The 20,681-nt window shown below is 39.8% G+C and carries 13 protein-coding genes and 1 pseudogene; 5 read left to right on the top strand and 9 right to left on the bottom strand.

Annotated elements, in window-relative coordinates:
* The first annotated feature begins 49 nt into the window (after positions 1–49).
* Positions 50–1,555: an MBOAT family O-acyltransferase gene (locus CALSC_RS09065; RefSeq protein ID WP_088241036.1), complete on the top strand. Its 1,506-nt coding sequence runs from the start codon at positions 50–52 to the stop codon at positions 1,553–1,555.
* Between the two features lie 443 nt (positions 1,556–1,998).
* Positions 1,999–3,081 carry a photosystem II q(b) protein gene (gene psbA, locus CALSC_RS09060; RefSeq protein WP_088241035.1) on the top strand — a complete coding sequence of 361 codons (1,083 nt, stop codon included), beginning with the start codon at positions 1,999–2,001 and terminating at the stop codon, positions 3,079–3,081.
* 124 nt (positions 3,082–3,205) lie between these two features.
* On the opposite strand, the gene CALSC_RS09055 is transcribed toward psbA, so the two are convergent.
* The 7 genes from CALSC_RS09055 to pilM form a co-directional block, all read right to left on the bottom strand.
* A complete protein-coding gene (locus CALSC_RS09055; protein WP_088241034.1) occupies positions 3,206–4,651 on the bottom strand; it encodes a dihydrolipoyl dehydrogenase family protein in 1,446 nt (481 codons plus the stop codon).
* A 253-nt stretch (positions 4,652–4,904) separates the two neighbouring features.
* A complete protein-coding gene (gene cobD / locus CALSC_RS09050) occupies positions 4,905–6,017 on the bottom strand; it encodes a threonine-phosphate decarboxylase CobD (protein WP_088241033.1) in 1,113 nt (370 codons plus the stop codon).
* A 26-nt stretch (positions 6,018–6,043) separates the two neighbouring features.
* Positions 6,044–6,358: an HU family DNA-binding protein gene (locus CALSC_RS09045; protein ID WP_407641900.1), complete on the bottom strand. Its 315-nt coding sequence runs from the start codon at positions 6,356–6,358 to the stop codon at positions 6,044–6,046.
* 545 nt (positions 6,359–6,903) lie between these two features.
* Positions 6,904–8,982, bottom strand: coding sequence for a type IV pilus secretin family protein (locus tag CALSC_RS09040; RefSeq protein ID WP_088241031.1), 2,079 nt, complete (start codon positions 8,980–8,982; stop codon positions 6,904–6,906).
* Between the two features lie 140 nt (positions 8,983–9,122).
* The gene (locus CALSC_RS09035; protein ID WP_088241030.1) at positions 9,123–9,878 is read right to left on the bottom strand and encodes a pilus assembly protein PilO; all 756 of its coding nucleotides are present in this window, start codon (positions 9,876–9,878) and stop codon (positions 9,123–9,125) included.
* Entirely contained in the window at positions 9,875–10,645 is a 771-nt protein-coding gene (locus tag CALSC_RS09030) for a PilN domain-containing protein (protein WP_088241029.1), read from the bottom strand. The genes CALSC_RS09035 and CALSC_RS09030 overlap by 4 nt, the downstream gene beginning before the upstream one ends.
* 4 nt (positions 10,646–10,649) lie before the next feature.
* Positions 10,650–11,759, bottom strand: coding sequence for a type IV pilus assembly protein PilM (pilM, locus tag CALSC_RS09025; RefSeq protein WP_088241028.1), 1,110 nt, complete (start codon positions 11,757–11,759; stop codon positions 10,650–10,652).
* A 139-nt stretch (positions 11,760–11,898) separates the two neighbouring features.
* On the opposite strand from pilM, the pseudogene CALSC_RS09020 reads away from it, so the two are divergent.
* The 3 genes and pseudogenes from CALSC_RS09020 (at position 11,899) to CALSC_RS09010 (ending at position 17,253) form a co-directional block, all read left to right on the top strand.
* Positions 11,899–13,202, top strand: a pseudogene (locus tag CALSC_RS09020) (ABC transporter substrate-binding protein).
* Positions 13,203–13,221: 19 nt separating this feature from the next.
* Positions 13,222–14,874: a DUF2079 domain-containing protein gene (locus CALSC_RS09015; protein WP_088241026.1), complete on the top strand. Its 1,653-nt coding sequence runs from the start codon at positions 13,222–13,224 to the stop codon at positions 14,872–14,874.
* Positions 14,875–15,300: 426 nt separating this feature from the next.
* Positions 15,301–17,253 (top strand): amylosucrase, encoded by a 1,953-nt coding sequence (locus CALSC_RS09010; protein WP_200817599.1) that lies wholly within the window; start codon positions 15,301–15,303, stop codon positions 17,251–17,253.
* A gap of 145 nt (positions 17,254–17,398) precedes the next feature.
* On the opposite strand, the gene ftsH2 is transcribed toward CALSC_RS09010, so the two are convergent.
* Together ftsH2 and CALSC_RS09000 are read right to left on the bottom strand one after the other, a co-directional pair.
* Positions 17,399–19,285 (bottom strand): ATP-dependent zinc metalloprotease FtsH2, encoded by a 1,887-nt coding sequence (gene ftsH2, locus CALSC_RS09005; protein ID WP_088241025.1) that lies wholly within the window; start codon positions 19,283–19,285, stop codon positions 17,399–17,401.
* 542 nt (positions 19,286–19,827) lie between these two features.
* Positions 19,828–20,322, bottom strand: a complete 495-nt coding sequence (locus CALSC_RS09000) for a hypothetical protein (RefSeq protein WP_088241024.1) — start codon at positions 20,320–20,322, stop codon at positions 19,828–19,830.
* Between the last annotated feature and the right edge of the window lie 359 nt (positions 20,323–20,681).

The following is a 20,681-nucleotide window of genomic DNA, read 5'->3' as shown; positions in this document are numbered from 1 at the left end:
TTCCTAATTCTTAAATCTTACGGATAAAATTCTTAGCTTGAGTATTTAAATGAATTTTATATCTCTTTTGTACGGTGTATTTTTACTGAGTTCTCTGGGCATTTATTGGTCTATAAAAGAAAAAAAATGGAAATATTTTATTATCCTTGTTGCTAGTCTTGTATTTTATGCATCTTTACAGATTTACTATATTCCATTACTGTTAACTCTCATTTTTCTGAATTTCCGTTTAGGAAAAGAGTTAGGAGAAAATACCAGTCCAGGAAAACATAATTTGGATTGGTGGATGTCTAATGAACAGTGGCAAATTGCCCAATCTGATTGGAATCGCCGCCGTCTAAAAATACTATGGCTAGGTATATGTTTAAATATTTTGCTATTAATTGGTTTTAAATATATTCCTCCATTATTTAACTTTTTTCACAATTATTCCTCTACCAGTAATACTAACCCCTTACAAATAATTGTACCTTTAGGAATTTCATTTTTTACCTTTGAATGCATTGCTTATTTGGTAGATGTTTATCGTGGCGCACCTGCAACCGCAAGCTTACTCCAATTTGCAGCATATAAGTTGTTCTTCGCCAAATTATTATCCGGCCCCATTACTCGATATCATAATTTAGCAACTCAATTCAAAACTATTTCCTTGCCCAGTACAGCAACAGTGTCTGAAGGATTATGGCTGATTGCTAGTGGTGCATTCCAAAAGGCGATTTTAGCAGATTATCTAGGACGTTTTGTGGATTTATGTTTTGGAGATGGAAACTTAGAAAGAGCGGGTAGTACGGATCTATGGTTAGCCATCTTTGCCTATGGTTTGCAATTGTATTTAAATTTTAATGGCTATGTAGATATAGCTCGTGGTAGTGCTTTATTATTTGGGATTGTTTTACCCGAAAATTTTGATTTTCCCTACTTTGCTACTAGTATTGCTGACTTTTGGCGGCGTTGGCATATGACTTTGGGTGATTGGCTACGCAACTATATTTATTTTCCTTTGGGTGGTTCCCGTAGAGGTTTACTTCGCACTTGTACTAACCTCATGATTGTCATGGTAGTTGCTGGAGTTTGGCACGGTGCAGCCTTAGGTTTTGTGGTTTGGGGGGCGTTACACGGTTTCGGGTTGGTAATTCATCGGTTAGTTGATAGTGTGAGCGATCGCTCTGAAAAATGGGACAATTTTTGGCAGCATCCTATAGGAATATTCATTGCTTGGATATTGACCCAATCTCTGGTGTTTATGTCTTGGATTTGGTTCCGCTTACCCAATCTCCAAGATTCTTCTTTAGTAATTCAACGTTTGTGGGGTCATCCTGCTGATATTCAATTTGCTCAAAAGGTTTATTTGGAATCTTTCAATCTCACTCAATCCCACATCACAATATTATTATTAGTTCTGGCATTGGCAATGGCTATGATCTATTTCTGTCATCGTCAACTGAAACTACAGTTTAACTGGCCCGTGAAACTTTTATTTGTCCCCATTAGCCTTTATGCTGTGTGGTTACTCGCTCCTGAAGGAGCTTTACCTTATATTTATTTTGATTTTTGAAACTTGAAACTGCAATTTGAACCCTGAATTTAACCAATAATTCCTTGACGGTACTAACCCCAGGATTTATCAGTGGGTTCAATCCAAAATCCAAAATTGAATGACTTGCGCCCAGCAATATCATGCACCATATCTATCTTCATATTTGTTTACAATAGGCTGTCTTATTTAATATTGAGTAATTGTTTTTAACAAAACTTTATAGAGATTATTGAGATAAAATCTTGTCAATCGATTGAGCATAAAAGCCTATAACAAGGATTGTATCGTTTAAATCATTTATGATTGTTTCCTCCTGAAAATATTGAGTAAAAACAACATATATTAATTATTGTAAATAGAGGTATTTTTTCAGTAAATCCATGTAATTTTAGTTATTACAGGTAAATTTTATTGGATTTATCTGTTTTATTTTCCTAACAATTAAGCACTCATAAAAAATTATGACCACAACCTTACAAAGACGCGAAGGCGGTAATGTCTGGGAGCGGTTTTGTAACTGGATCACCAGTGTTAACAACCGTATATATGTCGGTTGGTTTGGCGTACTGATGATTCCTTGTTTACTAGCTGCTACCACCTGCTTCATCATTGCTTTCATCGCTGCTCCTCCTGTTGACATCGATGGTATCCGTGAGCCAGTTGCAGGTTCCTTACTGTACGGAAACAACATCATCTCTGGTGCAGTTGTACCTTCCTCCAACGCCATTGGTTTACACTTCTACCCCATTTGGGAAGCTGCTTCCTTAGATGAGTGGTTGTACAACGGTGGTCCTTACCAATTGGTAATTTTCCACTTCTTGATCGGTGTATTTTGCTGGTTGGGTCGTCAGTGGGAATTATCTTACCGCTTAGGTATGCGCCCCTGGATCTGCGTTGCTTACAGTGCTCCTGTATCTGCTGCTACCGCAGTATTCTTAATCTACCCTTTAGGTCAAGGTTCCTTCTCTGATGGTATGCCCTTAGGTATCTCTGGTACCTTCAACTTCATGTTGGTATTCCAAGCAGAGCACAACATCTTGATGCACCCCTTCCACCAATTAGGTGTAGCTGGTGTATTCGGTGGTAGCTTGTTCTCTGCGATGCACGGTTCCTTGGTAACTTCTTCCTTAGTTCGTGAAACCACTGAGACTGAATCTCAGAACTATGGTTACAAGTTCGGTCAAGAGGAAGAAACCTACAACATCGTAGCTGCCCACGGTTACTTTGGTCGTCTAATCTTCCAATACGCTTCTTTCAACAACAGCCGTAGCTTACACTTCTTCTTGGGTGCTTGGCCTGTAATTGGTATCTGGTTCACCTCTTTGGGTATCAGTACTATGGCGTTCAATCTGAATGGTTTCAACTTCAACCAGTCTGTAATTGACTCTCAGGGTCGTGTTATCGGTACTTGGGCTGATGTCATCAACCGTTCTAACTTGGGTATGGAAGTAATGCACGAGCGTAATGCTCACAACTTCCCCTTAGATTTAGCTGCTGGTGAGGCTGCTCCTGTTGCTTTAAGTGCTCCTGCAATCAGTGGTTAGGTTCAATCATTAATTTGGAATAATAAAAAAAGCTCTCTGAGAATAGGGAGCTTTTTTTTAAGTAATAAGTAATAGGTGATAAGTAATAAGTAAATTTTTTATTTACCCAAGTGGCGACCCTAATTTAAATTTGCCAATTTCTGCGGAATTGAAAGAAATCTTCGAGAAATTCTTGCCAACCAATATTATTGTTGAATTTTTGTCGTTCCCATAAAATAGATGTTTCTTGGAGTATTTCTGAGAAACTGGGATATATAGGAGATAAATCAGCAAGACGATTTACTTTGATTTTATGAGCGATCGCCAAAGCAATTATATTAATTAATTCTCCTGCTTGGGAACCCAATATAGAACCTCCTAAAATTTCTCCGTTCTGCAATACAATTAATTTACAAATACCTGTAGTTGCATCTTGAATTTGAGCAGTGGCTAAGGTTTTGAAAGGTTGCCGTAATACAATAAATTGATCTTGGCTATATTGCTTTTGCACTCGTGATTCTGTTAAACCCACCTGTGCCACCATGGGATTAGTCAGAACAGCCCAAGGAAGACTGCGATAATTTACTTGTAGCCTGGAGAAAAATAAGGCATTTTGGATGGCAATTCTGGCTTCATAATTGGCAATATTAGTACAAGCAAAACCACCAATTACATCACCACAGCCATAAATACGCCGATTAGTAGTTTGTAGCTTTTGATTTACTAATAGGCGATTGCTACGCCATTTCACCCCTACTGCTGGTAAATTGAGAGATTCAATATTTGGTTTTCCTGGGGTAGCTAATAAGATTTCATCAGCTGCAATGGCTTTGTTTCCTGCTTGTAACCATTTTTGACCGTCAATGCACATTACCTGGGTAACTTGTGTTTCAGTTAATACACATATACCTTCAGCTTCCAACTGTGCTTGAAGCAAAAAGGCTATATCTAAATCCAAGCAGGGCAAGATATAGGAGTAAGGAACAATGAGAGTAACTTGGCAACCTAAATAACTCAAGGTTTGGGATATTTCTATACTTTGGGGAGTCCCACCTATCACTACCCAATGTTTGGGTAATGTGCCTTGTTCAAGAAACTGCCAAATGTTGTTGAGAGTCAGAAAACCTGTTGTTAACAATCCTGTAATTTCTGGGATAGAGCAATTAGAACCAGTCGCAATTACATAGTTACGTGCCCGTAGGAGGCGTTCATTGGCTACAAAAGCTAAATGAGGTGATGCCTGAAATTGACCATTGCCATAGATGATATCAACGCCTTTGGCTGCAAGAATGGTGGGTGAGTGTTGTTCTTCAGCACGCTCTACAACCAGATTGGCAAATAGCATCATGTCTGCCAAAAAATGGGTATGTTTTACGATATCAATACCCAAAGGAGTATTTTTCCAAGGGAATGAATTATTATTTTGTAATTGGAAACCTTGAGCAACTTGCGAAACAGCATAGTGTTTGAGAAAACCGTAACTTGGTTGGGGTTCTACAAGGGCAACTGTAGCTCTTAGCTGAGTGGCTCTGAGGGCAGCATAGCGCCCAGCAGGTGTGCCACCAATAATTACAATATCGTAGTCAATCAATTTTGGATTTTAGATTTTAGATTTTGCGGAAAGTTGCGGTGCGGTGAGTGTAGTGTGGTCTTGGGGGTTTCCCCCATGAACAACTACCGTGCCTCTTTCAGAGGAGCTTCGCTAACGCGTAGCGTCTCCGAAGGAGATACCCGAAGGGGGGTTCCCCCCGTTGAGCAAACTTTTCAAGACGGATTTTAGATTTTGGATTTATTCCACGGATAAATTTTCATTGGGACTGGCTCAAAACGATATGAATTGTACCTCACTCAGATGAAAACGGCTCTATGATATTGCTCAATGCTGTTAATAATAGTTGATTATCGACCGGTGTGCGTACAGCAACCCGAAAAAAACGATCGCCAAGTTCCGGAAAACTCAGACAATCTCGGATCAAGATTTTATATTGCTGGAGTAACTGAAATTGCAGTTTTTTCCCCGATATTTGTGATTTAATCAATAAAAAGTTAGCTGCACTGGGTAAAGGTTGTAATCCTTTGATTTTGGTTAAACCTTGAAATAATTCATCCCTAGCTGGTGGTAGCCATGCCCAAGTTTGTCGTTGAAAATCCCCATCCTCAATTGCAATCATAGCTGCTGTTGCTGCTAATGTATTTACTGACCAAGGATCGCGCCACAATTGCCAGCGTTTTAGACGGTTAGGATGAGCGATCGCATATCCTAATCTTAGTCCAGGAAGACTATAGAACTTAGTTAGCGATCGTAAAATCACTAAATTGGGATAATCCTGCACAAACCCAATCAGGCTTTGTTCCTCTTCTGGGGGCAGAAAATCCATAAATGCTTCATCCACCACCACCAAAGCAAATTTCTTTAAATAAGGGATAATTTGTGAACCCAAAAATAACTTACCCGTCGGGTTGTGGGGATTATTTACTAACAACCCACTTGTCTGGGGAGATTTGGGCGGGAAAGAAAGGGAAGTATGAAGTCCAGGAAAAGTAGAGAGAGCAGCGCTCCACCCTGCACACTCATCAACAAGGGAAAACTCCTGGATATTGGCGTTATATGCCCTGAGGGCTCGGTAATAGTCGCCAAATCCAGGAGTTATGAGTACTGTTGTAGCTAACTCTGCTAGCTCCCTACCTGCCAGAGTGAGTAACTCTGCCGAACCATTTCCCGGCAAAATCCACTCTGGAGGTATTTGATGAAAGTGACTGAGAGCAAGTCTCAGTTCACTGTAATTGGGATCTGGATAATGCCGTAGATTGACCATTTGGGACTCCATAGCCGCTAAAACACTATGAGGTGGTCCCAAAGGGCTGATACTGGCAGAAAAATCCACAATTGCACTAGGGGAACAGCCTACCAGGTTAGCTGCCCAAGCTAAATTTCCCCCGTGTGCAGGTTGCATCATCAAAAAAACTTCTGTAACCCCAACATTTATGATTTTGGGGGTGCAACCTTTTCTCGAAACAATTTACCCGCAGAAAACGCAGGAACTTTGGTTTCTGGAATGATCATTTTTTCATTGGTTTTAGGGTTGCGTCCTTCACGAGCTTTTCTGTCCCGTGATTCAAAAGAGCCAAATCCCACCAGTGTTACTTTATCACCGGAAGAAACAGCTTCTACGATGGCTTCTAAGGCAGCACTGAGGACTGCATCAGCCTGTTTTTTTGTCACACTAGCTTTTTCTGCTACTGCATCAACTAATTCACCTTTATTCATGTCAAAACTCCTGAATAATTGACTCGAGATTGTTAGAGATACCCTTTAAGGCATCTTTCACTTAAACCGTTGTTTATTGGTTTACAAAAGTTACCTTAATGAGTATTTATGCTTAAAAAGCCTGCGATTCCCATCTGATAAACTTTTCAATGAATTATTCTAAGGCGTTGTAGCCAGAAGTGGATAGATGAAACCATTAATTTATATAGATTTCAGGATTTTTTCTTACTAAAGAGTGATTTTTCCCCAAAAAACACCCAAAAAATAGGGAGAAATACTTAGTAAAAACCTCCATATTCACAAGAATAGGAAATGTTAAAGACTTTATAAACAGGAATTAGTTTCTGAATGAAAGCCATTTTCCTCTTTATTTGCAATAGTTGTAGCCGTTGATGTTCAATTAACCAAGCTTCCCAATGAGAATTTATTCCTCAAATTATGTAAATTTTTCCAAAGCTGCTCATATTTGAACTGCGATCGCCACAATTTTCCCAATATTTTTAATCAAAAATTAACAAATGGGGCAGAAACATTTATTTCTACCCCAACCATGAAATATAATTTTTGTCAATTAATTATTTAGGAATCTTCAATCCACCACGCTTTAACATTTGCCTTGCATCTGGACTAGGTTTGTAGTTATAACCATAGGAAGAGCGCTGGGAGTCATCCATGATTTGAGGTGTTAATAATACAATGACTTCATTCCGCGTATTAGTTCTACTAGTACTTCTAAATAAGGAACCAAGCAAGGGAATATCACCTAAGATGGGAATTTTAGATGCTGTGACTCGATCTTGGTCTTGAATAATACCACTGAGAATGAGTGTCTGCCCATCTCGGAGGCGAACCAAACCAGAGTTGAGAGAACGTTCAGATATGAGAATAATTGGTCCTTCGCTTGTATCAGCTTCCCCAGCAGGTGCCTTGAGGCTAGGAGCAACAGACAAGGAGACAAAACCATTGTCGTCAATTTGTTCTACTTTGACACCAACTATTAAACCGACCTCTTGCTTCTCAGGTTTTGTCACTTCATTGGAAGTGTCACTACCGCGAGTAATAGTATTAGATATATTACCTACAACTTCTTCAGTTAATTTGACTGTTGCCTCTTGACCTTCTTGGACTATGAGGGTGGGATCAGTCAGTATCTTGGCATTATTACTGGTGACTTGAGCTTCTAAACTAGCAAGTAAACGTTTAGGAAAATCGATAGCGCTATCAGCTCTTCTACCAAAATTGACAATCGCTCTACCACCATCATTTTGAAAGTAAGTGTCACCAATCCCAAAGGAAAAACTAGTACCAAAATCTTTCGCATTGGTGAGATTGATATCAATTATTTTAATATTGACTGCAACTTGGCGACGACGCACATCTAAATGAGTGAGTTGAGCCATAGCTAAACTAACTAACTTGGGAGAGCCAACCAGAGTCACGGAATTAGTTCTAGTATCTCCTAATGCCTGTAAACCTCGGAGAACAGGAGTTGTATATTTAGATTCAGTTTGCAGAGTTAGAGGTTGAATCTGCTTAATAGTAGTTTCATCTTGTTCTTCAGTCTTAAGATCATCTTCAACTTTCTTGGACTCAACGTTCTTGATTACTCTTTCAACGTTGATGGCACTTTCTGCTCCCATACCTACCAAAAAGTTGAGAGCCACATCAACCTTCACCTGGTTTAGTCGGATATTACGCATGACTATATCTCGGGCTGCATTCGGAAGTTTTGCTCCGACAAAAATAGTTCGTCCATTACGATTAGCTTCTAAACCGCTGAGACGTAATACATAATTAAAAACATCCTGGACAGGCTCATTTTCTATATCTAGAGAGATTGTTCCACTACTATTGGCAGTTGTTGCTTGATCTGTTTGGTTACCATTACTATTAGCACCACCAATATAAGCCAGATTTAATCCCGCAGCCCGAGCCAACAATGATAAAACCTCTCTGACGGGGGCATCCCTTAGTACTAATCTGGGTACTCGTTCTTGAGTTCCTAAATCAATATTGCTAGGAGATGCATCAAGATTAGCAATTGCCATATCTCCTACTGGTGGAGCCACAGCCCTAGGTAAGAAAGGAGGTGCAGGAACCGGAGGTTTAGCAATGCCATCTGTAGGTGCTGTTTTGCCGTCAATGGTCACTTTAGGGTTGGGAACCATGGGCGGTTTGGGAGTCGGGGTTTTGTTTGCTACTGCTGTAGATGGTTGGTTTGATGATGTTTCCCGTGCTGTAATTGAGCTTCCGGGAGTAAAACCGAGGGTAAATTTATTATTCCCTCGCTTTACTGGTTGACTATTGAGAGCATTGTCATTTCCTGCTACCACTAACCTGATACTATTGGCATCTAATTGATTGATGGTGACAAAAGCGATGCCTGGAGCTGGATTTTTTTGACTGAAGTTGTTGCCCTTACCTATTTTTAGTTGGGTATTGATAATATCAGTAACTAAACTTTTACCCCGTTTGGTAGTGAAAATTTGGGGACGAGAACCAGAAGCTGTTTTTAAAATAACCTGAATTCCACCATTATCAGCTGGTTTAAGTTGAACATCTGTAATTTTTGTTACAGCCCATGCAGGTTGAGCCATTAACATTACTAAACCTGCGGTACCCAGTATTATATTTTTACCGTGAATGTGTTTCACAGTTCATTCCTCACAATAGAAAACTTTATAAACAAACATTTTGAGAATAGATACACCCAACATATTTTTCAGAGAGTAAATTAGATTTTAATACTCATTAATTGGATGGGGAGATTTATGTGCTAGAAAAATTATGCCAACTATTTTTTCTGAGTAGTTGATTTTTTTGTCTTTGCGGATTCCTGGGCATTGAGTGGCATTAATACTTGCAACTGGAATGATGTATTAATAGTTGGAGGTTTAAGCAAACTCAGTTTGTCTTCTTCTTCTTTTACCTGATTTTCTCCTCGAGAACGATAATTTTTGACTATTAATAAAGGTTGCAAACGTTCGATATTTCTGAGAATAGATTGAGTCTGTTCAAAAGTACCTACAATATCGATAGTGACAGTACTTTGTTTCAGCTTACCTGTAACCAATGGTCCATAGGAATTATCTTTAATAATTTCTGCTTTTTGATTAACAGGCACAAATTTCTGTAGTTGCGATCGCACGAAATTTGCAGAAGTTTTACTATTACTAGATTCAACTATACGATTCAAATCTAGGAGTAATGTATCTAAAGTGTTTTCATCAGAAAATAACTTTAGCACCTGGATTTTTTGCTTTTTTGCTGATGCTAGTTGATTTTTAACTTCACCAATCTGTCCAATACTGGCTTTCTTTTGATCGATCTGTCCTTGGATGTCGTTTACTTTGGCTCCTTGTTCTTGGAATTTATCCCAAGCTGGCATTACCATATTTAGTAACATATAAGCTGCGCCAGCAATTCCCAAAACCCCCACAAGAATGCCAAGGATTTTAGGTGTGAAAGTAATACCAAAGACAATAGGGAAACTATTTTCTTCCAGTACCTCTTCTGACTCAACAAAATTAAAATCCTCACTTACTGTCATTTTTTAAGGACTCCTGTTTGTTGCAGATTACGAATGCGAGCTACTAATCCCACTGTGCCTTTTTGTTCTAATTCCCTAATTAACTCAGAAGCAGGAATATCACTCATTGTAGACTGAATAGTATATTTAACTAAATCTGGTGTAGCAATTCCTACTTGCTCTCCATTAGAGTATTTTGGTTTTGTTCCTTTAACTAAAATGGCATTAATAATCTTAGTTCCCTCTGATTTCAAAAAACTAGACTTTTGTAAGGTGAGAAGAAAATCATTCACATCATTAAAAGAACGTGCTTTACCGACAATTCGTATACCCCCTGCTGGGTTTGGTGCTGGTTTCCCCTTGACCGCAGGTTCTGGTGGGATTTGATTGATATTCTCAATTTGGACTGCGGCTGGAATACGATCGCGCAAATCTTGCAACATAGCAGACCAAGGACGAATTTGGTCAAAGACACTGACCAAAGCTTGGGTTTCAGCTTGAATTGCTTTAGTTTGTCGCTTAATTTTATTAATGTTGCCGATTTCTGTATCTAACTTCTTGTTTTCTTGTTCCAGTTGTGCTAATTTCTGCTCCAAGTCAGTATTCTTGGCTTGTAAAAACCATAAACTACCACCGACCAAAGCTGGTATACATATTCCTATAGCTAGTCCTGCATAGACTAATGTTAAATCTCCCTCTGGGAGGAGACTCTTTTGGCTTTTTTGCCTAGGGCTATTTTTTTGAAAATCTGGTCGGTCTTGAAGAAAGTTAATGTCTAAACTGTACATTCTGTTACACCTCCCGCATTCCTAAACCAAGTACTACCCCTAAACCAGGACGCTGTACGGTAGGATATTTCTCTTCATCAATTTCTAGGGACAATGATGTCACTGGATCTATCTGGCTTGTAGGTAAACTTAATCTTTGGGTTAATAATTCATCTAATTGCTCCAATCCACCTCCTGAACCTGCTAAGAGAATCTGTGCTACTTCCAAATCTTCAGCTTGATTGAGATAAAAATCGATAGAACGACGTAATTCATCTATGAGTTCTCCCAATACCCTCATCATTGCTGCTAAACCTGGATTCGCAGCAGTCATACCAGTTTTGCCATCTGCTTCTTGACTAGTCTGAGGGATGGTAATTCCCTGCAATAAATCTAAGTCCCTAGAAACAGGCAAATTCATTGCTTTTGCTAAAGCAGTTTGCATTTGCTGAGTACCAATAGGTACTGTGCGTGAAAACTGGGGTACTCCATTGACAATGATGGCAATTTCCGTACTATCAAACTCTATGTCTACTAGCACAATGGCTTCTTGGGGCCCAAATTGTCGAAGTTGCTCTCTGATTGTTCTAATCAGAGCAAAACTATTAATCTCTAAGACATTGATTTGCAATCCTGCTTGCTCAAATGTATTTATATAGGTATCTGTCACCTCCTTACGGGTAGCTACTAATAGTACTTGTACTTTTTCAATGCCATCCTCATCTACAAAATACCCAAGTTTCTGGTAATCGACATCAGCCTCTTCACGGGGATATGGTAAATACAAACCAGCTTCGTGGTTCAGTACCATTTCCCGTAGTTCCTTATCATCTAACTCTGCTGGTACAGGAATAAGACGTACAATAGAATCTCTACCTGTTACAGATGTAGAAACATTGGAAGCACTAATTTTATTATCTGCTAGACCCTGTTGAATCAGTTCCGCCATGGTTGGAGGATCGGCAATTTGACCATCAACAAAAACTCCTTCTGGAACCGGCACTGATATTAAAGAGTCTAGCTTTAAACCCTGGCGGTGTTTCCGAATTTGAGCGATGTTTACTCTTTCTGGTGCAAGTTCTATGCCTATTCCTTTATTGGATTTGCCAAATATATTCTTGAAGCTGTTCACCACAGTTTTGTCCGTAGTTATACTAGATTTAATTTTTAAATATTACTAAGTATGCTTTTCGCTGAGTATTTTATTTATCTGAAAGTATGGAAAATGGCACATAATATTTTCACCCCAATCAAACATAAATACTAAAAGTACGATGGTTCGATTTCATAAATTCAAAGTTTTTTTATTTGGGTATTGGTTGGACTCCTGATAAGTTGGACAATTAGCTGTAGTGTTAACAATCTGGATACTAATTCAAAATCTGCTACTTCTGGAGGAGAAAAAATTGAGTTTTGGACAATGCAACTCCAACCCCAATTTACTAACTACTTCCAAAATTTGATTGCTAATTTTGAATCCCAAAACCAAGGTATAAAAATTAACTGGGTTGATGTACCTTGGGCGGCGATGGAAAACAAGATTTTAACAGCTGTTTCTGCCAAAACGCCACCTGATGTAGTTAATCTCAACCCGGATTTCGCTTCCCAATTGGCTGGGCGAAATGCCTGGTTAGATTTGGATGCCAAAATATCTGATGATTTACGTTCTGGGTATTTGCCAAATATTTGGCAAGCCAGTACTCTGAATGGTAAGAGTTTTGGTATACCTTGGTACCTCACTACACGGTTAACCATTTATAACACTGATTTTTTAAAACAGGCAGGTATTAAAAGAGTACCCAATACTTATAAAGAATTAGCTATAGCAGCTAAAAAAATTAAAAGTCAGACTGGTAAGTATGCTTTTTTTGTTACTTTTGTCCCCCAAGATTCTGCGGAAGTTCTTGAATCCCTTGTGCAGATGGGTGTAACTTTAGTTGATGAAAATGGCAAGGCTGGATTTAACACCCCTGAAGGTAAAGCTGCTTTTCAGTATTGGGTAACTCTTTACAAAGAAGGATTGCTTCCCAAAGAAGTATTGACTCAAGGTCATCGTCATGCGATTGATCTGTACCAAGCTGGGGAAACTGCTTTTCTGGCTTCTGGTCCGGAATTTATGAAGACTATTGCTAAAAATGCCCCAGCGATCGCTAAAGTTTCGGCAACTGCACCCCAAATTACTGGTAGCACAGAGAAAACCAATGTGGCGGTGATGAATGTAGTTATTCCCCGTAACACTAAATCTCCAGATGCGGCGGTGAAATTTGCTCTGTTTTTGACTAATGATGAAAATCAGTTGGCTTTTGCTAAACAAGCGAATGTTTTACCATCTACGAAAAAAGCCTTATCTGACTCCTATTTTCAAGATGTTGCTGCTAATGCTAGCACCATAGAAAAAGGCAGAATCATTAGTGCTAAACAACTGCAACAAGCAGAGGTGTTAATTCCTACTCGGAAAGACTCAAATCTGTTGCAAAAAACTATTTACGAAAACTTACAAGCAGCAATGTTAGGACAAAAATCTGTGGAGCAAGCTGTTGAGGATGCAGCTAAACAATGGAATAGTCGCAGTCGTTGATTTGGAATGAAGGGAAGTGATGTGGTCTAAACTGCGAATTAATGCAGTAAAAATACTGGATTCAAAATTAAATCAAGGTAATATTTTCCGCCCTATATTACCTCTAGTACTTGTTTTTTTTGTAGTATGTTTGTGCTTGAGTCTGAACCGTTACTACAGTTTTTATGCCTCTTTCGACCAGGGTATTTTTAATCAAGTATTTTGGAATAACCTCCACGGTAGATTCTTTCAAAGTTCTCTATCCTCTAGTCTTTCGACTAATGTTGTCCATTCAGGAGAAGTTGCCAGGGTTGAATACCATCGCCTGGGGCAACATTTTACACCAGCACTATTGTTATGGCTACCCATATATGCCTTATTTCCTGGCGCTGCAACTTTAGCAGTTTTACAAATAGTCTTAATTACTATTGCGGGGTTGGTATTGTATTTATTAGCAAGACAATACCTAGAACCAAGATTATCAGTAATGATCGTTGGTAGTTTTTATGGTGCTAATGCCGTACTAGGCCCCACTTTCAGTAATTTTCACGATATCAGCCAAATACCTTTATTTGTGTTTAGCTTGCTGTTAGCAATGGAAAAGCGCCAATGGCGATGGTTTTGGTTGATGGCGATTTTGATTTTAGCTGTGCGGGAAGATGCTGGTGTGGGTTTATTTGGTGTGGGTGTTTACATGATTCTCAGCCAACGATTTCCCCGTGTAGGATTGGCTGTTTGCACCCTTAGCTTTGGTTATATGTTGGTATTGACTAATGCCATTATGCCCTTATTTTCTGAGGATGTTTCCCGGAGATTTACCTTGGAAAGATTTGGACAATATGCTGAAGGAAATCAAGCTTCTACTTTGGATATTATCTGGGGCATGATCAAAAATCCCTGGCGTTTATTAGTAGAATTATTTACGCCCATAGACCAAACGATTAAGTATTTACTCGGTCAATGGTTGCCCTTAGCTTTCGTACCAGCAATTTCTCCTCCAGCTTGGACAATTGCTGGTTTTCCCTTGCTCAAGTTATTTCTTGCTCAAGGTAAAACTGTATTAGCCATTAATGCCCGTTATGCCTTAACAGTTGTCCCAGGAATATTTTACGGAGGAATTCTGTGGTGGTCCCAACATCAGCCAGCATTTAAACCCAGATTCCGGCGTTTTTGGGCAGTTTGTATCAGTATTTCTCTCTTATTTTCCTTTACTTCCAGTTCTTCCAGTTTAAATCGAACCTTTTATTTTCTTCTACCAGACTCATTCGATCCTTGGGTACATGTATCCTTACCCCAACAATGGCATCATGTGGCTCAGATGCGCCCCTTACTGGCGAAAATTCCCCCCAATGCTAGTGTATCTGCAACAACATACCTGATACCCCATCTTGCTAATCGTCGGGAAATTATACGTCTGCCAGCATTACAATTACGTAACGATGAAGGTCAAATAATTACAGTAGATTATGCGATCGCAGATTTGTGGCAATTACAAAAATATCAAGTAGCTTTCCGAGAAGAACGGGAATTGCTCAAAAATTTATTGACCTTGATCGAAAACTTATCTCAAAATCAGGAGTATGGGATTATTGGTTTTGCAGATGGGGTGATTTTGATGCAAAAACAAGTTCCTAGTGATGCCAAAGCTGAGGATGCTTGGTTGGCATTTCAGAAAACAGTTGTATCTAACTAGAAAATGGGGATTAGGTGTTAGGAGTTGGGAGATAGGAAAGAAGTATTTTCATCCTTGGTTGTGTACAAAATTACTTTACGAGAAGGCTGCGCCTACATGAGAGACTAGCTGGAATTGAAAAGGATTGAGGAATTCCCAATCAACCAAGAAACTGCTAGTATATTTCCTTGCTGTTTAGGGAGTAAATGTACATACTAGAATCAAGTCAACATAAGATACTACCATGTAATCTTAGGTTTTACCAGAAACATCGGTGAGTATCTAGGGGTGCTTTGACTCACCCCAATCGGATCTATGCCTGTGTGACAGCTAAAAAGAAGCGGAGTGACGTGGTTCTAATCCGCCTCATAGCACCCTTTTAGAATCCCCTCCCCTTTAGGCAGGGGAGTAATCAATTATGATTTAAAGATTAACTCAATCAAAGCTATGCGTGAATCTGCCTCATTTGCCCATCAAAGTGCAACTAAGTCCCTATCTCGTTTAATGCCAAGGTTAGAAGCTCGTTTTGCCGAGCAAGTTGATAAGGGAATGTGGCAAAGCTATGTGCAACGCCTGAATACCCATTTCCCCCACCTATTTAACTTACTGTATCAGCTCTATGGGCATCAGTATGATTTTTTCTACCACTTAGAAGATATCCTTGCTAGTGCTACCCAAATGTGGGTTCAGCGTTCGGATGAGTTAAAAGCATTGGATGTAATGCGGGAAGCATATCCTCAATGGTATCAATCCCAACGTTTAGTGGGAGCCATGTATTACGTGGATCTGTTTGCAGGTAATTTAGAAGGTATTCGCAAGCGCATACCCTATTTAACTGAGTTAGGTATTACCTATCTGCATCTCATGCCTCTATTTAAATGTCCGGAAGGGGATAATGATGGGGGTTATGCTGTCAGTAGCTATCGAGAAGTCAATATTACATTGGGAACAATGGAAGAACTCTCGGAGCTAGCTGCCGAATTAAGACATCATGGTATTAGTTTGGCAATTGACTTTGTTTTCAATCACACCTCTGATGAGCATCAATGGGCAAAACTCGCTTTAGCAGGAGATCGTGAATGTCAGGAATATTATTGGATGTATCCCAACCGTGATATACCCGATATATTTGAAAAAACATTAACCCCAGTATTTCCAGATGACCATCCAGGTAGTTTTACTTATAGAAATAAAATCCGCAAGTGGGTGTGGACTTCCTTTTGTAATTATCAGTGGGATTTGAACTACGAGAATCCAGCAGTATTTTCTCGCATGGCTGAAGAAATGCTATTTCTGGCAAATGTGGGGGTAGAGGTACTGCGGTTGGATGCGGTAGCATTTTTATGGAAAAAAGTAGGGACTAGCTGTCAGAACCTACCAGAGGCACATACCATTATTCAAGCATTCAATGTAATTACCAGAATTGCTGCACCAGCCGTAATCTTCAAATCAGAAGCAATTGTTCATCCCGATGAAGTGAAAAAATATGTTAGCCAAGAAGAGTGTCAGCTTTCTTATAATCCTCAATTAATGGCATTGTTATGGAATGCTTTAGCTACTAGGGAGGTTTCTCTGTTACGTCATGCGATGGAAAAACGTTTTACCCTCCCAGAAGGTTGTGCGTGGGTTAACTACATTCGCTGTCATGATGATATCGGTTGGGCGTTTTCCGATGATGATGCTCGGGAGTTAAAGTTTGAGCCTTATAACCATCGACGATTTCTCACAGATTTTTATACTGGTCGCTTTGAAGGTAGTTTTGCTCGGGGTTTGCCTTTTCAAGAGAAAGAGGACACAGGAGAAGCTAGAATTTCCGGAACCACAGCTTCCTTGTGCGGTTTAGAAAAGGGTTTGCATGATAATGACTCCACTGAGATAGAATTTGCCATTCGACGGATATTATTATTACATGGCATTTTGCTGACTATCGGTGGTATACCCATCATTTATTTGGGTGATGAACTGGGAACTCTCAATGATTACAAATATACTGAATCACCAGACAAAGATGGTGATACCCGTTGGGTTCACAGACCTAAGTTTGATTGGGAACTTGCTGAATCCCGTTGGGATACAGAAAGCATTGCTGGTCGCATTTATCAGGGGCTATTGAGGTTAATTCAAATTCGTCAACAAAATCCAGCTTTTACCCTTGCTAGTACGGATATTGTTCATTCTGGTAATGAACATGTTTTCAGCTATTTTCGCCATCATGGGGAGCAAAACGTCCTCGTGTTAGCTAACTTTAGCGAACATGAACAAGAAATTATGGCTAAGCAATTGAGGTTGTTGGGAATGCAGAAGACATTCACGGATATTGTCTCTGGTAAGACAATTACGGCGACCCAGAAACTCATACTTGAACCCTATCATTTTGCAATTTTGATGGGTATTCGGTGACATCCTCCCACATCAAATCAGAGATTATGGTGTGGGCTTCCCAAGAATCACTTCTTAAGATAAAAAGTTAATAAAAAAAGAAGGATTGCGATCGCAATCCTTCTTTTTAATCCACACTATGGGGGTATATTTGTCTCAGTCACAATTACAGACTTGGAGTGTACTGAGGCTTCTCTGGTACAGGGGTATACTCAGCAACAATTTGGCGGAACTCTTCACCATCAATAGTTTCTTTTTCCACCAATAGATCGACTAATCTATCCATGACACTGCGATTTTCCCGCATCATGCCCTTGGCATTTTCGTAGCATTCTTCGACAATGGTACGGACTTGGCTGTCAATTCGGCAAGCGATCGCGTTGGAGTATTCGGAACGAGATGTCCAATCACGCCCTAAGAATACTTCGCCACTTTGGCTCTCTAAGGATAGGGGACCCAAGTCGGACATACCAAACCTTGTGACCATTTGCCGTGCCATACCAGTTACCTGTTGCAAGTCATTCCCAGCACCAGTGGTAACTTCAGCATTACCAAAAATCACATCTTCTGCGGCACGTCCGCCCAAAGCACCAGTAATTCTAGCTTTCAGTTGACCGCGAGTAATTAAACCTTGTTCTTCATCGGGAGTAAACCAGGTCAAACCCTGTGCTTGTCCTCGAGGAATTAGAGTGACTTTTTGTACTGGATCGTGATCTTTGAGTAGTGTTCCTACTAACGCATGTCCAATTTCATGGTATGCAATCAAACGCTTACTCTTACTGTCTATGAGTGGTGTACCTTCCATACCAGCTACCACCCGATCCACTGCATCATCAATTTCGCTGAGGGTGATGGCTTCTTTGCGTCTACGAGCAGTGAGAATAGCAGCTTCATTCAGGAGGTTAGCCAAATCTGCACCAGTAAACCCAGGCGTACGACGGGCAATTGTTTCTAAAGATACACTAGGATCTAATTTCTTATTCCGAGCATGAACTCCTAATACTTCTAAGCGCCCTTTAACGTCTGGTGCGTCTACCATTACTTGTCTGTCAAATCTACCGGGACGTAATAGAGCTGAATCTAAAACATCGGGACGGTTGGTAGCAGCAATAATAATAATACCTGTGTTACCTTCAAAACCATCCATTTCGGTGAGTAGTTGGTTCAGGGTTTGCTCCCGTTCATCATTTCCACCACCGATACCAGCACCCCGTTGTCTACCAACGGCATCAATTTCATCGATGAAGATAATACAAGGAGCGTTTTCTTTAGCTTTCTTAAATAAGTCCCTGACCCTGGAAGCACCCACACCGACAAACATTTCCACAAATTCAGAACCGGAAATGCTGAAAAATGGTACTGCTGCTTCCCCGGCGATCGCTTTTGCTAGTAATGTTTTACCTGTTCCAGGAGGTCCTACTAAAAGCACACCTTTGGGAATTCTTGCTCCTACAGCAGTAAATTTTTCTGGTTGTTTGAGGAAAGTAACCACTTCTTGCAATTCTTCTTTTGCTTCCTCAATTCCTGCTACATCATCAAACATGACACCTGTTTTGGCTTCCATTTGGAAGCGAGCCTTGGATTTGCCAAAATTCATGGCTTGACCAGGACCACCAGGCATATTGCTGGAACGACGGAACAAAAAGAACAATCCGGCAATCAATAAAATGGGAAATATTAAATTACCCAGTAATCCCCAGATCGCACCATCATTTCGCATGGGGTGAGCGTCAAAGTTAACTCCTTTTTCTTTGAGCTTGTTGACTAGCTCTGGAGCATTAGGAGGCAGTTCTACCCTAACTCTTTGGGTACGGTTGTCAAGCTGTGGATCGACAGCTTCTACAATCGCAGTTCTGCCACCTTCATAAAAATCCACGGTGGTAATGCGATCAGCATCTAAATATTCCAAGAAGCGACCATAGGTCATACGGCTGTTCGCCGTATTTTGACCCATTTCCCCAATCCCATTACTAAACGCCCCTTGCCAAAAGAAAAAGCCAACTAACAAAGCAGGCAATGTCCAGAGTACTAGAACTCTCCAAGAAAATTTCATCTTAATTTGCCTCTAAATACCGGTAGAAATAGATCAGCTTTAGTAAGTCAGAACACCTGTCATCTCAGCTTTTAGTTCTGAATACAAAAAAATGACAAAATAGGAGTGTCCAATTAGATCATAGACCACTCTTCTGTTATATTTCTGTATCTCAAGCTTTAGCTGGTAATTGGTTGCTCCTTATTATCTAAATAGCCGTACAACGGATGTTTATTAATCCATTTTGTTAATTTCCTGTCCTATATATTTAGTTATGGGACAGACTGCTTTATTACAACAAAGCTATAGCATCAACAAAAATCTTAATTAAATTTAACTTAATTCTCATTTATTGTAACAGAGGCTGGTAAAAAAATGGGGCGCTGGCATCCCATCACTTGGGAAGACTTGGAGGACAACCCCCTTATAATCCCCCAAGGGGGATAGGGAAAGTAAACAAGGAAGTTTCTCGCCCAGAGGAAATGTAAAGCTGACTATATGCAAGACACAGAGTATTACTTTCTACTCTATTTTTCTATGTAAGTAAACCGGATATGAGAATTCTATTTAACTTCTGTGATTTCTATTGTATAGGGGAAATACTCACCTTTGACAAAAGAACCGAGCCATAATTCATATTTTCCTGGTAGCCATTCTCCGACAATTTCGGGATTTTTACCTTTAAAATCATCATTGCACCAAATACCATCGGGTCCTTTAATAATCAGAGCTGTATCTCCAGGGCTACTTACCTTGAGTTTGAGGTAGTCAAATTTACGATTGAGGTGCAATGTATGGTCTGGTTTTTGATCAAAAAATCCCGTACATGCTCCTGTGGGGGTATCTCTTCTACCAGCAATACTTTTTCCTGGTGTGGAGCCACCACTCATACCACGCATCTTCATTGGATCTGGAGAAAATTGATTGCCAATGGTTACATCTCCAAACATGGGCAGTAGTATTTCTTGTGCTTTGGCTGCATTCGATGAAAATGCGATCGCTATTACACAAATTACAAAAGATAATTTAATTTTTTGATATATCAATGATTTTGTCATTTTTATTACATTCTTTTATAAGTGCTATGAATGACATTAATTTTACCTGTCAAGTTCCCAAAATAGCGGTAATCAACTACAAAAATAACAGATATAAAATCTATAGCGGTACGCGCAAGTAATAAGTAATAAGTAATAAGTAATAAGTGAACCATTGCGGTGGACGGGTTCCCCGGCATAAAGCAAATGGCGCTTGCGTTCGCGTAGCGTGCGCTTTGCGCTCAGCGTATCCAAAGGATTCACTCCGAAGGAGTAATAAGTTCACTGCTCATAGGTTTCAGCCTTCAACAATGTCCGCGCCCTAATTGCATAGTGCTATAGGTCTCAAGGAAAGGTTAAAACATTCAAGGGTATTCCTG

Source organism: Calothrix rhizosoleniae SC01 (assembly GCF_900185595.1).
In the GTDB taxonomy this organism is placed as follows: Bacteria; Cyanobacteriota; Cyanobacteriia; order Cyanobacteriales; family Nostocaceae; genus Calothrix_A; species Calothrix_A rhizosoleniae.
The sequence above is the reverse complement of the archived record's forward strand: the minus strand, read 5'-3'. Positions and strand labels throughout refer to the sequence as shown.

Coding starts and splice junctions, on each gene's coding strand:
- CALSC_RS09010 (WP_200817599.1), top strand. CDS start 15,301: ATGCGTGAATCTGCCTCATTTGCCCATCAAAGTGCAACTAAGTCCCTA.
- CALSC_RS09000 (WP_088241024.1), bottom strand. CDS start 20,322: ATGACAAAATCATTGATATATCAAAAAATTAAATTATCTTTTGTAATT.
- CALSC_RS09030 (WP_088241029.1), bottom strand. CDS start 10,645: ATGTACAGTTTAGACATTAACTTTCTTCAAGACCGACCAGATTTTCAA.
- CALSC_RS09015 (WP_088241026.1), top strand. CDS start 13,222: ATGTGGTCTAAACTGCGAATTAATGCAGTAAAAATACTGGATTCAAAA.
- CALSC_RS09065 (WP_088241036.1), top strand. CDS start 50: ATGAATTTTATATCTCTTTTGTACGGTGTATTTTTACTGAGTTCTCTG.
- CALSC_RS09035 (WP_088241030.1), bottom strand. CDS start 9,878: ATGACAGTAAGTGAGGATTTTAATTTTGTTGAGTCAGAAGAGGTACTG.
- ftsH2 (WP_088241025.1), bottom strand. CDS start 19,285: ATGAAATTTTCTTGGAGAGTTCTAGTACTCTGGACATTGCCTGCTTTG.
- psbA (WP_088241035.1), top strand. CDS start 1,999: ATGACCACAACCTTACAAAGACGCGAAGGCGGTAATGTCTGGGAGCGG.
- cobD (WP_088241033.1), bottom strand. CDS start 6,017: ATGATGCAACCTGCACACGGGGGAAATTTAGCTTGGGCAGCTAACCTG.